Source organism: Ferruginibacter sp., assembly GCF_028288465.1.
Classification (GTDB): Bacteria; Bacteroidota; Bacteroidia; order Chitinophagales; family Chitinophagaceae; genus Ferruginibacter.
The window spans coordinates 23,086-35,094 of sequence record NZ_JAQBNR010000010.1 but is presented as its reverse complement, the minus strand read 5'-3'; the positions used below and the strand labels follow the sequence as shown (position 1 = coordinate 35,094).

The 12,009-nt window shown below is 42.7% G+C and carries 10 protein-coding genes; 3 read left to right on the top strand and 7 right to left on the bottom strand.

The window, feature by feature from the left end; genetic code table 11:
• Window positions 1-5 precede the first annotated feature (5 nt).
• Entirely contained in the window at window positions 6-1,334 is a 1,329-nt protein-coding gene (locus JWR61_RS03685) for an NAD(P)/FAD-dependent oxidoreductase (RefSeq protein ID WP_301926507.1), read from the bottom strand.
• A 21-nt stretch (window positions 1,335-1,355) separates the two neighbouring features.
• Window positions 1,356-1,529 carry a hypothetical protein gene (locus JWR61_RS03680; protein WP_301926506.1) on the bottom strand — a complete coding sequence of 58 codons (174 nt, stop codon included), beginning with the start codon at window positions 1,527-1,529 and terminating at the stop codon, window positions 1,356-1,358.
• Window positions 1,530-1,643: 114 nt separating this feature from the next.
• Between JWR61_RS03680 and JWR61_RS03675 the strand changes: the two genes are divergently transcribed.
• Window positions 1,644-2,297 carry an HD domain-containing protein gene (locus JWR61_RS03675; protein ID WP_301926505.1) on the top strand — a complete coding sequence of 218 codons (654 nt, stop codon included), beginning with the start codon at window positions 1,644-1,646 and terminating at the stop codon, window positions 2,295-2,297.
• 32 nt (window positions 2,298-2,329) lie between these two features.
• Here JWR61_RS03675 and JWR61_RS03670 read toward each other — a convergent pair whose 3' ends face one another.
• Together JWR61_RS03670 and nagA are read right to left on the bottom strand one after the other, a co-directional pair.
• The gene (locus tag JWR61_RS03670; RefSeq protein ID WP_301926504.1) at window positions 2,330-3,049 is read right to left on the bottom strand and encodes a phosphatase PAP2 family protein; all 720 of its coding nucleotides are present in this window, start codon (window positions 3,047-3,049) and stop codon (window positions 2,330-2,332) included.
• 116 nt (window positions 3,050-3,165) lie between these two features.
• Window positions 3,166-4,281 carry an N-acetylglucosamine-6-phosphate deacetylase gene (nagA, locus tag JWR61_RS03665; protein WP_301926503.1) on the bottom strand — a complete coding sequence of 372 codons (1,116 nt, stop codon included), beginning with the start codon at window positions 4,279-4,281 and terminating at the stop codon, window positions 3,166-3,168.
• 278 nt (window positions 4,282-4,559) lie between these two features.
• Here nagA and JWR61_RS03660 point away from each other — a divergent pair, with 278 nt between their 5' ends.
• Window positions 4,560-5,846, top strand: a complete 1,287-nt coding sequence (locus tag JWR61_RS03660; protein ID WP_301926502.1) for an acetyl-CoA hydrolase/transferase family protein — start codon at window positions 4,560-4,562, stop codon at window positions 5,844-5,846.
• A gap of 135 nt (window positions 5,847-5,981) precedes the next feature.
• Here JWR61_RS03660 and JWR61_RS03655 read toward each other — a convergent pair whose 3' ends face one another.
• Entirely contained in the window at window positions 5,982-6,581 is a 600-nt protein-coding gene (locus JWR61_RS03655) for a hydrolase (protein WP_301926501.1), read from the bottom strand.
• Between the two features lie 174 nt (window positions 6,582-6,755).
• Here JWR61_RS03655 and JWR61_RS03650 point away from each other — a divergent pair, with 174 nt between their 5' ends.
• Window positions 6,756-7,322, top strand: a complete 567-nt coding sequence (locus JWR61_RS03650) for an HNH endonuclease (protein WP_290335776.1) — start codon at window positions 6,756-6,758, stop codon at window positions 7,320-7,322.
• On the opposite strand, the gene JWR61_RS03645 is transcribed toward JWR61_RS03650, so the two are convergent.
• Together JWR61_RS03645 and JWR61_RS03640 are read right to left on the bottom strand one after the other, a co-directional pair.
• Window positions 7,323-9,812: a cation-translocating P-type ATPase gene (locus tag JWR61_RS03645; protein ID WP_301926500.1), complete on the bottom strand. Its 2,490-nt coding sequence runs from the start codon at window positions 9,810-9,812 to the stop codon at window positions 7,323-7,325.
• A 192-nt stretch (window positions 9,813-10,004) separates the two neighbouring features.
• Window positions 10,005-11,972 carry an adenylate/guanylate cyclase domain-containing protein gene (locus tag JWR61_RS03640; protein WP_301926499.1) on the bottom strand — a complete coding sequence of 656 codons (1,968 nt, stop codon included), beginning with the start codon at window positions 11,970-11,972 and terminating at the stop codon, window positions 10,005-10,007.
• Window positions 11,973-12,009 lie beyond the last annotated feature (37 nt).

Sequence of the window (12,009 nt, the reverse complement as noted above, 5' to 3'; positions counted from 1 at the left end):
TCTGCTTAATTTGCACCAACAGCCTGTGGCCTTTGTTCAACCACCACGGCTGGCGGTGCTTCATTCGTTACACTTTGTTTTGCCGCAGGCCTTAAAATCATTCTTAAAGACTGGTCTTTTGTAAAGTATGCAATCATCCAGTTCCAGAAAGTACGCACCCTGTTGCGGTAAGTAATTAACGAAGCCAGGTGAATAAAAAGCCACGCCAGCCATGCTATGAAACCATTCATATGCAACTTCGGTTTAGGCAAATCTACCACCGCCTTGTTGCGGCCAATGATGGCCATAGAGCCCTTGTCTTTATATTCAAAAGCCTCCGGCGTTTTGCCTTCCTGTATGAGTTTAAAATTTTTAGCCAGCTGCACCGCATGCTGAATGGCCACCTGCGCTACCTGCGGATGACCATTGGGAAATTTTGCATCGGTGGTTTGTAAAGCGGTATCACCAAGTGCATAAATATTTTGTGTATTTTTTACTTTATTAAACTCGTCCACTATCATTCTTTTTCCGCGTCCATAACTTTCAACAGGTAAGCCTTCAAACACTTTTGCGGATACACCGGCAGCCCAGATCAAACTTCTTGAGCCGATGGTTTCACCGTTAGCCAGTATCACTTTATTATCAACATAATCTTTTACCTGGCAGTTGAGCTTTATTTTTACGCCGAGTTTTGTCAATGCCTCAAAAGTATCTTTTTGCGATTCCGGGCTCATCGGTGTTAGCACTGCACCGAGCCCATCTACCAAATAAATTTCACCCCCCTTGCCTGTTAAAAATGGATACTCTTTTCTTATTATTCCATTCTTCATTTCGGCAAACATACCAGCCAGTTCAACGCCTGTAGGCCCGCCGCCTGCAATTACAATTGTGAGCAATTCTTTTATTTCAACCGGGTCGTTACTGATGGCTGCCTGCTCCATATTTTCCAGCAGCTTATTCCTCATTTCCATGGCATCACTTAACGTTTTCATGGGCAGCGATTTTTGCGCTACGTTCTTCATACCGAAATAATTCGTCTCGGCTCCGGTCGCAAACACCAGCTGATCGTAGCTCATTTCACCATCATCCAGTATTATTTTATTTTGTTCCGGTACCACTTTCAGTACTTCTGCCAAACGAAAATGCAGGTTATCTTTTCCGGCAAAAAATTTACGGAAAGGATAGCTGATGCTGGTCGGCTCAAGGAAACCTGTGGCCACCTGGTAAATTAAAGGAGGAAAAAAATTATAGTTATTTTTATCAATCAAAGTCACATCAAAACCAGCCTTACCGGCCAATTTTTTAGCCAGGTTAACACCTGCGAATCCACCACCTACTATTACAATATTCATCATATTTTATTTTAAAGAAATCTGTTAAGACTCCTGGTTACCGGCAATAACAAATATGGAAAGCGAATGTTTAATTTTAGCAGTTGCAATTATAATACCTTTTTTTAAGAAGGCTACATACATGGTCTGAAGGATGGATTGGGGAGTTAAAGCAACAGGCTGGGTAAATACGCTGGTCTCCTGGCGATAAGCAATCATATTAAAAAAACAAGTTGCCCGAATGGAAACTTTGGGTATTTTGCAAGTATGATACTTTTAAAGGAACCATAAATTTGTATCAAAGTTTTCAATACCCACTACCTTAATCAGATCATGACAGAAGAGGAGATAATTAATACAACAGTCCATTTTGTAAAAACAGCTTTGCAGGGAGCCGAGGGCGGCCACGACTGGTTTCATATTGAACGGGTTTGGAAAAACGCCAACACCATTGCAAAAACTGAAAATGTGAATGGTTTGGTTGTAGCACTGGCAGCATTGCTGCACGATATTGCCGATGCTAAGTTTAATGATGGCGATGAAGAAATCGGACCTGCTATGGCAAGCCGTTTTTTGCATTCTCTTGCAGTCCCTGAGGCCACCATTGAGCACGTTGAAAACATCATCCGCAATATTTCTTTTAAAGGTGGCCATTTTACTCAAAGTTTCAGCAGTCCGGAGCTGGACGTTGTACAGGATGCCGACAGGCTGGATGCCCTGGGCGCTATCGGCATTGCCAGGGCATTTAATTATGGCGGCTTTAAAAACAGGCAGCTGTACAACCCGGCTATTGCACCAGACTTAAACATGACGAAAGAAACCTATAAAAAAACAACGGCACCCACCATCAATCATTTTTATGAAAAACTGCTGTTGCTAAAAGATAAAATGAATACCGGTACAGGCAGGCAAATGGCCGAAGAAAGGCATGCATTTATGGAAATATTTTTAGCACAATTTTACCTGGAATGGGAAGGCGACAAATAAATTAACGGTAAGAATCAGGTGTTTTGCGGCCTTTAATTTTTCTTCTTTTTATATTTTACTTTATCGAAAACCCAGTAAGTCAGTTTGCTGGAAAGCATACCCAGCCCTGCACCTGCCAGCACTTCAGTAAGGAGGTGACTTTTATTATAGATACGCAGTACACCCACGGTAGCAGCCACCAGGTAGCCGCTGTAACTTAAAACCGGATGAGATTCTTTTAACTCCTGGTGAAATATTTCGGCGCCCCTGAAAGCATTTGTTGTATGACCGCTCGGAAACTTGGTGCCCTGTGTGTTATAGTCATCAATACCATGCGAAATCTTTCTCATCACAAAACCAACACCACCCGCGATGGCTACAGAGCCTGCATCAAGAATAACGTGTTCAGCAAAACTATGTTTGGTTTTTATATGCAGTGCATCCATCAGGTAAATGGATGCCGTTGGTGCCCACATCAGGTAGTCATCGGCTTTTGTGTGAAAGCCGGGATGATTGGTTTTAATGTTTGCCATAATATCATCATCGAGTTGCCGGATACCACCCACGGCGGGCTTTAAGCAACCATATAAAATCATTGAAGCTGGTATAATAACCGCAGCAGGCTTTAAATAGGTTGTATGGGTTACATTGCTTTCGTCGGTAGCGTGGTGACCACCATAATGCACCACAATCGTGTCCTGTGCCGAAGCTTTAACAACGATAACAAAAAAGATAAAAAATGATGCAATAAAATTGGAGTAACAACTTTTCATATGTAACAAATTGATGCCGGGAGGTATACTGTCTTGCTAATTTTTGCAGTGCTAACGAAATTGCAAAGGCAATTGGTGTGCAGGCAAATAAAAAAAAATCAACCTTATTTTGATAACTACAACGCCATCGTTTGTATCAATGACAGGTCATCACTGAACTGCACAAAACTGGCCGGAAAGCCAGCTTTGATTTTACCAACTTTATCCTGCATTTTTATTGCCGCTGCAGCCCTGCAGGTTGCCATCCTGATTGCTTCTTCGGCGGATACATTCAAATGCGCTACCGCATTGCGAACCGCATCTGCCATGGAGATGGTGGCGCCGGCCAGGTTGCCTTCATCGTTTCTGTACAGGCCATCTGCCAACGCCGCTTTAAAACCTTCCCATACAAATTCCTTTTTCTTTTTGCTTAAAAAGAGCGCATCGCTTATCAGCACCAGCTTATCTTTTTTACATTTATAGGCCAGCCTGGCGGCGGCATAATCACAGTGAGCGCCATCTAAAATGATGGGGGTGTAAACCGCATCGTTGCTTAAGGCCGCACCAACCAGTCCGGGCGACCGGTGACCAAACTGCGTCATTGCGTTAAATAAGTGCGTGATGAGTTGTATGCCTTTTGAAAAACCATATTGCGCCTGTTCATAGGTAGCATTGGAATGGCCCGCCGACACAACGATACCGCTTTCCATCAGCATATCAATTTGTTCATCAGTAAAACATTCCGGTGCAATGGTAATTAATTTGATGACGTCCTTACCATACCGGATGATTTCTTCCAGCTCGGCATTCGTTGGCGTACGAACGTATTTTGCCAGGTGCGCCCCCCGTTTTATGGGATTAATAAACGGCCCTTCCAGGTGCATGCCCATAACTCCATTGTTGTATTTGAGCCGGTAGTTTTTGATAGCTTCAATACCCTGCAAAATATTTTCATGTGATGAAGAAATAAGACAGGGCAGCATATGCGTGGTACCATACTGCAGACTGCTTTCATAAATATCATGAATGGCAGCTTCGGTTGGTGATTGACTAAAATGCAGCTGGTCGCCACCGTTGATATGGATATCGATAAACCCGGCTGCAATGTTTTGCCCTTTTAAGTCCACCACGGCACAATTTTCGGGCACTTCTTTTTGAACAGATTGTATGACATTGTTTTCAATAAGTACCACTCCTTTCCCGAACACTTCGTCACCGGTATGTATGGTACAATTTATAATGGCCTGCTGCATGCTTCTTGTTTGGTTTTCTTTTTATTAAGATGAAATAATGCTATCTAAACAGTATAAAGAGCACTGTGAACTTTTTTATTTTCATCACTGCAATATAAATCATGTACGGCAATGAAATATATCATATCTGTATAACTACCCTTTAATTCCCGCCATTTTTAAAGGTGCAACAAAAACTATTGTATTGCACCCTTGTGATAATAATCATACCAGGCCATACAAAAACGTCATGTGTTGCCAGCGGAAGCCGGAATATATTTGCGGCAAATAGTTCAAATATGAAAGTTCCTGTTCAATATGTGAGTCCGGCGGAAGCGTTATCAGTCATTCAATCCAATCAACGGGTATATATACATGGCAGTGCGCATACGCCCACTTTTTTGCTGAAGCAGTTAGCGCTTGAAGCCCCGCGTTTACGTAATGTAGAAATTGTATCTATCAGTTTGTATGGCGACTTACAGGTTGATAAGAGCGAATTTAAAGACAGTTTTCATTTTAATTCACTCTTTGTTTCAGCTGCTGTGCGCAACGCCGTAAAAGAAGGGATAGCTGATTATGTACCCGTTTTTTTAAGTGAAATTCCCAACCTGTTTAAACAAAATATTTTACCGATTGATGTTGCCATTGTGCACGTATCGCCGCCCGACAGTCATGGTTACTGCTCGCTGGGAGTGTCGGTAGATATTGCCCGCAGTGCGGTAAACACTGCCAAAACTATCATTGCGCAGGTAAACCCCAATGCGCCCAGAACCCATGGTGACGGGCTGGTGCACAGCAGCCGTTTTGCCGCCATGGTATATTGTGAAGATGAAATGCACGAGGCCAATTTCAGCGAAAAGGTGGGCGACATTGAGCGTACCATCGGAAAGAACGTGGCAGAAATGATCGATGACCGTTGCACGCTGCAAATGGGTATTGGCGCAATACCGGATGCAGTACTGAGCTGCCTTATGAATCATAAGGATTTGGGTGTGCATACAGAAATGTGTTCCGATGGTATTATTCCCCTGGTAGAAAAAGATGTGATCAACAACAAGTATAAAAATATACATCCCAACAAATCAGTATCTTCTTTTGCCCTGGGCTCTGCTAAATTATATTCCTACATCAACGATAATCCGGCATTTGCATTTTTGGATATTGATTATGTAAATGATCCGCATGTTATCCGCCGCAACGACAAAATGATTTCTATCAACAGTGCAATCGAAATTGATATTACCGGCCAGGCTTGCGCCGATTCTATTGGCACCTACCAGTTCAGCGGTGTGGGTGGGCAAATGGATTTTATGCGGGGCGCAGCCATCAGTAATGGCGGTAAACCCATCATCGCTATTCCCTCAAGAACAGCCAGGGGCGTTGCCAGGATTGTACCAACGCTAAAACCAGGCGCCGGGGTAGTTACCACCAGAGCGCATATGCACTACGTTGTAACTGAATACGGTGTTGCGTACCTGTTTGGCAAAAACCTCCGGCAGCGGGCGAAAGCACTGATCAGTATCGCTCATCCCGATGACCGGGAGCTGCTCGAAAAATCTTGTTTTGAAAGATTTAAAATATTTTAAACGCTATAGGCTTAGTTTACAACGCCCGTCTTTTGTTCCAATATTTTACTTGTAAAAAAAGCGGATAACTACCAAACAGTGATTCGCTTTTTCTTTTTCCGGCTGGGTAAACCCCTTAATAAAAAAATGAGTATATTATTTTACCGTTGCCTGGCGGGGAATTATAAATGTGATCAGGTCATCCAGCGCCAGAGCCGCCCGCTCACAGGCATCATTAATATCTTCTCTTGAAACATTGGCTGCAAAAGATTTTTCTTTTAATCTTTTCTTTACGCCTTTTAAATCCATGCCTTCATAGTTGTTTGGCCGCATCAATGCATAAGCATGTACCAGGCCGCTTAACTCATCAAAGGCAAACAGCATTTTGTCCATAGCAGTTACTGGTTCAACACCAAAATACAACGGTCCGTGGCTTGCTATAGCATGGATAATTTCAGGATCAATGTCACGGGCTTCCAGTTCTTCAATTATTTTTTTGCAATGCAGATCCGGCCACTGGTCCCAATCCGCATCGTGCAGCAAGCCGGCCATTTCCCAGCGCCATTGACCTGCTTCATCCAGCTTTTCTTTTTCAGCCGCCCAGCATTTCATCAGGTGTGCCACCTGCTTCATATGCAGTTGTAACCTTGGATTTAATACCCAGGAAGAAAATAATTGTTCAGCAGCTGTTCTGGACAGCACGTTGCCGGCATTAGCAGGGTTTCCAAAAGTATTCCTGTTCAGCAGTAGTGACATGTGATTGTTTTTTTCAAAAATAAAGCTTTTGAGATAGTAAAAATAGCTGCAAACCCATGGATATGCGGGCTGCCTGCAAAATAATTGCGTTACGGCCAAATGTTTGCTATGCTTTTACAACGGTTGAGTTGGTAAATAAATTATCTTTGTTATAATACCTTTAATAAATTCAACATGAGAAAAATTGACGGAGAAATTTGGAAAGTGCTCAGTTTTCATAAAAGCGCTTTTGGAAAACGCTATGCGATCTCTAACCAGGGCCGCCTTGTTTGCTTTGACAAAGATCCCAATGATGGAGTTCAACTGAAGGGTTCCCTGCAGGAAGGTTATCCTATCTGGCGTTTTACCAAAAAGAAAAGAAACGGAACCCTTGTTTACCGTGGTATTTTACTGCATCGTTTGGTAGCCGAACAATTTCTGGCACCGGCCAAAAAAGATGAAACGGTTGTTATTCATTTGAATTATAAAAAAGCGGATAACCGTGCAGAAAATCTTGCCTGGGCCACTATAGCCAAAGCTTCTGCTCATGCACAGGAAAGCCCTTCTGTAATTAAGTCCCGCAAAATTGCCCGTAAAACAGGCACTGGCGGCAACACTAAACTAACCCTTGATAAAGTTAAGGTGATAAAAAAACAGCTGGCAAAAGGCACTACCCTGAAAGCGCTGGCATTGAAATATGAAGTAAGCGACATGCAGATTCACCGGATTAAAACCGGCGAAAACTGGGGTGATGTAAAATAATCAGTTGTTACTTTTTTTCACCAATTTCCACAATTCTATCCAGCAGGTTCCTGCCATTGCAACAGCAATACAGGTAATCAACATGGGCCATGGCAGTGCATCAATCCTGAATAAACTACTTACAAAAGGGATGTAAACTGTGGCTGCGATAAACAGCAGCGTTACAAAAATTACCAGGGGCACCAGGTTATTTTTATATTGCAGGGTTGTAAAGATGGTGTATTTAAAAGACCTGTTGACCAGTGTTAAAAAAATATTACTGAATAGCAGTGTTATAAAAATAATGGCCCTTACCGTTGCATCCGTATTACCCTGGTTAATATAATACCAGCCCACACCAAGGCAGGCCGTTGTGATAGCAATCCCCTGTACAATGCTCATCGTTAGCTGTTTAAGCGACAGAAAATTACCCGCCGCTTTCCTGGGCATCCGCTGCATCGTTCCCGGTTCAATAGGTTCATTTTCATAAATGATAGAACACGTTGGCCCCATAATGAGTTCTAAAAAAATAACGTGCACCGGCGAAAAAATGTCTGTAAACTTCCACATCAGCAGCAGGGGTAAAGTAACAATCAAGATGATAGGTATATGAATGGATACGATGTACTGAATGGCTTTTTTAAGGTTGTCGTAAATCTTTCTGCCCAATGCCACCGCATCCGTCATATTGGCCAGGTCGTCATCCGTTAAAATCAGTGATGCCGCAGCTTTGGCTACTTCACTGCCTCTAAGCCCCATGGCAATGCCAATATGTGCAGCCTTCAATGCCGGGGCATCATTTACGCCATCACCTGTCATGGCGACTACCTCCCCGTTGTCTTTTAGTGCGTTAATCACCTTTAGTTTTGCTTCAGGAAACATCCTGGCAAAAATATTTACGCTGGTCACTTTTTCCCGCAGAGCTTCCGCAGTTAAATTCATTACCTCATTGCCGGTAAGCGTATCTCCATTGTGAGATAACCCAACCTGGTCTGCTATCGCCAATGCTGTTTCCATATAATCACCGGTAATCATTTTTACTGCTATGCCTGCTTCCCTGAATATCCGGATTGTGTGAATGATATTGTCTTTTGGCGGATCCTGGAAAACCAGCAGACCCAGAAATTCAAATTTAAATTCCTGCTGGGTGGCCGGCCATTGTTCATCTTTCCAGCTGCCTTTACCAACGCCTAAAACACGATAGCCCAGGCGGGCGTATTCAAGTGAGCGGCCTTCAATTTTTTGCAATGCTGCTGACGGTAAGTCGGTTTGGCGTAAGATAGCTTCCGGTGCGCCTTTGGCAGCTATTACTATTTCGCCTTTGTCATTTTTAAAGATGTGCGTCATCATGGGCGGTTTGCCACCTACTGGATATTCATGTACCTGCTTAAACTGACTTCTTTTGTCTGCTACTGTCGTTTTTTGGTACAATGCGTGAATGGCTTTTTCCATCGGATCGAAGGGATCGGTTTCGCTGCTCCACATGGCATATTCCAGTACGGCGGCTGGTATATTTTCAGTGCCATTCATTTCGATGGACTGATCTGTCTGAGCATCGTACAAAAAAGCAAAATGCATACTGTTTTGCGTAAGCGTGCCCGTTTTATCGGTACAAATTACCGTAGCAGAACCAAGCGTTTCAACATACTGCGGCTGCTTTACAATGATATTATTGCGTAATAAGCGGAAAGCACCCAACGCCTGGAAGGTGCTGAAAGCAACCGGTATTTCTTCAGGAAGTATGCTCATGGCCAGTGTAAGGCCCTGTAGCAATGATTTGACAAAATTGCCTGACTGATAATAATTGAAGCCTACCACAATTAAAAATGCCACTACACCAATCCACACCATATTGCGTACAAATGAACGCATCTGTGCCTGCAGCGGGGTCTTAACAATAGTGATTTCCTTTAATGACAGCCCGATTTTTCCGAACTTGGTTTGCAAACCAACGGCTGTTACCTTAATGGCAGCGCTTCCGCTGGTCACCAGGGTACCCCTGAATACGCCATTGGTGTCATCCGGGGTTTTTATTACCTGGAACGATTCCCCGGTTAAGACCGATTCATTTACGGAAAAGTCATTGGCTGAAACAATCATTCCGTCGGCAGCGATGATTTCCCCTTCTTCCAGCAATAACAAATCGCCGCTCACAATTTCACCGGAGGGTATTTGCACTGTTACTCCATCACGAATTACGCTGGCACTGGAAGCTGAAAGCTTTTTTAAAGCCAGCACGGCGTTTTTACTCCTGTATTCCTGAAACAGAGAGATTCCGGCCACAATAAAAATAGATACCAGCATGATGATGCCTTCGTTGTACTGGCCTGCAGCAAAATAGATAATACAGGCAACCAGCAATAACAGGAACATGGGTTCCAGTACTACTTCCTTTAACACATTTAAAAGCACATTGTCTTCCTGCATCTCCAGCATATTGCTGCCGTATTGCTGCCTGCTTTCCATTACTTCTGCAGCTGATAATCCGGAAGTGTGACCTGAACTTTCCATATCCATTTTTTTTGCCTTCGTTATGGTATCACTTTAACGAACGTGACTCCGGGTGACTGATAAGAATTATTAGCTTAACAGCAATTCAACCTAATGCTGAGATGTTCATTAAACGTGCAAAGAAAATAAAAAAATAAAGGAAAAAAGATGATGGGAATAAGGTGAGGAGGTGATTGATACCGGTACCGCGGTTTATATGGAAAAAGTACTTGCAGATACTTTGCCGGCCAGCTTATTGTTTGAGGAGGCTACAAAATACATATCTACATCACCCACATTTTTTGCATAAATTTTACCCCGGTAACTGCAGGTAAAATCATTTTTGACGATTTCGTAAACAGAGGCAGAAATATTCACCTGTTCTGGTTCGCCGTTGCTTTCCAGCCGGCTGGCAATATTTACAGTACTACCCCAGATATCGTAGGCATATTTTTTCTTACCCACCACCCCCGCTACCACGGGGCCAACGTGTACGCCTATGCGCAGGTCCCAGGGCTCCTGGCCATCCGCTATTTTTCTTTTATTATTAAGCACAATGTATTCCTGTATTTCCAGGCTGGCGCTTACCATATTATGCACATGCCGTTTGTCGGGCGTGGGAATGCCACCTGCGCACATATAAGAATCTCCAATGGTCTTAATTTTTTCCAGGCCATACTTTTCTATAATATTATCAAAAGCAATGAAACATGTATTCAGTTCTTCTACCAGTTCCTGTGGCGAAAGTTTATCGGCATGAATGGTAAAACTTTTAAAGTCCGTAAACATTACTGATACCTGGTCAAAATTCCGGGGTGTTGCCTGGCCTTTTTGCTGAAGTTCTTTAGCCACTTCCGAGGGCAAAATATTCAACAATAAATTTTCTATCTGCACTTTTTGCTCATCAAGAATTTTGTTGATTTTAACCTTCTCACGATAGTTTCTGAAGATGAGTATTGCAATTAAAAATACCAGGCCCAGACCCGCCGCAAAAGCGTTGCGGGCAAATTTTTGCCTTTTTAAATCAGCGTCCTGCAGGGCTTTGTCTTTGGTAAGTAAACTTATCTGGCCTTCCTTTTTCTGTAAGTCAAATTCAAATTGAAGTTTATTCAACTTCTTATCTGTATCAATATTATACAGCGTGTCTTTTACATCAGCATAAAGGGAATTGTATTTGTATGCATTTTTGTAATCAGCATTTTTAGCGTACGCCACTGCCATTTGCTGATAGATATCCTTTAAATCCCTTGGCGCTTTCAGCTCTTCGGCCAGCCCGCTTGCCTTATTAAAATAAAGCAGTGCTTTGGCATATTCTTTTTCGGCTATATACACATTGGCAATTCCCTGGAAAGAGAGGTACATATGGTGTTTACTGTCTGTTTTTTCCGCAATTTCGAGTGCCTTATTGTGATAGCTGAGTGCTTTATTGTAATCGCCTTTAACTAAATATATTTTACCGATACCATTGTAGGCATAGGAGCTGTTGGACAGGCCACCATAAGCCTTTATTGAATTTTCGTAATAGGTCTTGGATTTTTCAAAATCGTTTTTATAAAAATATATCTCTCCAATATTGCCCGACGTAACCCCAATACCGTCCTTATCGCCCACTTGTTCGGCCAAAGGCAGGGCCTTCAAAAGATAATTCAGCGCTTTATCCCAGGTGGCTTTCTTTTCATAATAAATACTGGCCACGGTATTAAGCGCAGCCAGTATTCTATAGTTGTCAGCCGATTTCTCGGCTATCGTTAATGAACGGAGGGAATATTCAAGTGCCTTTTCATTGTCTCCTAAATCATCGTACGCTGCGGCGATATTATTCAACACATTCGAAACCCCGATATCTTCTTTCAAACTTTCAAAAAGTTGCAGCGATTCATTCCAAAATACAATTGCTTCAGGAAGTTTTCCCAGAAAATAATTTCCTACGCCTATGTTTTTTAATGCATTGGCCTTCCCTTTTACAAATTCAATTTTTTCCGAAAGATCCTTTGCCTGGGTAGCAAGACTGATCGCTTTAACAGGATCATCTGAAAACCGCTCTTTGCTTTGCTGCAGTAATAAATTTACTGCGGCTGTATCTTTATTTGTGTCTGAAGCAGCTCCGCCCTGGGATTGCGCAGGCATAGCAAGGGCATGCGCACATAATAATAAAATTATTCCCAGTGTTTTACAATTCATATCCAAATATCGGTATTTCAATTCATCCCAACGAATT

Excerpts from the sequence above, each read along its gene's own strand:
- JWR61_RS03685 (WP_301926507.1), bottom strand. The coding sequence starts at position 1,334 with ATGATGAATATTGTAATAGTAGGTGGTGGATTCGCAGGTGTTAACCTG.
- JWR61_RS03680 (WP_301926506.1), bottom strand. The coding sequence starts at position 1,529 with ATGATTGCTTATCGCCAGGAGACCAGCGTATTTACCCAGCCTGTTGCT.
- JWR61_RS03675 (WP_301926505.1), top strand. The coding sequence starts at position 1,644 with ATGACAGAAGAGGAGATAATTAATACAACAGTCCATTTTGTAAAAACA.
- JWR61_RS03670 (WP_301926504.1), bottom strand. The coding sequence starts at position 3,049 with ATGAAAAGTTGTTACTCCAATTTTATTGCATCATTTTTTATCTTTTTT.
- nagA (WP_301926503.1), bottom strand. The coding sequence starts at position 4,281 with ATGCAGCAGGCCATTATAAATTGTACCATACATACCGGTGACGAAGTG.
- JWR61_RS03660 (WP_301926502.1), top strand. The coding sequence starts at position 4,560 with ATGAAAGTTCCTGTTCAATATGTGAGTCCGGCGGAAGCGTTATCAGTC.
- JWR61_RS03655 (WP_301926501.1), bottom strand. The coding sequence starts at position 6,581 with ATGTCACTACTGCTGAACAGGAATACTTTTGGAAACCCTGCTAATGCC.
- JWR61_RS03650 (WP_290335776.1), top strand. The coding sequence starts at position 6,756 with ATGAGAAAAATTGACGGAGAAATTTGGAAAGTGCTCAGTTTTCATAAA.
- JWR61_RS03645 (WP_301926500.1), bottom strand. The coding sequence starts at position 9,812 with ATGGAAAGTTCAGGTCACACTTCCGGATTATCAGCTGCAGAAGTAATG.
- JWR61_RS03640 (WP_301926499.1), bottom strand. The coding sequence starts at position 11,972 with ATGAATTGTAAAACACTGGGAATAATTTTATTATTATGTGCGCATGCC.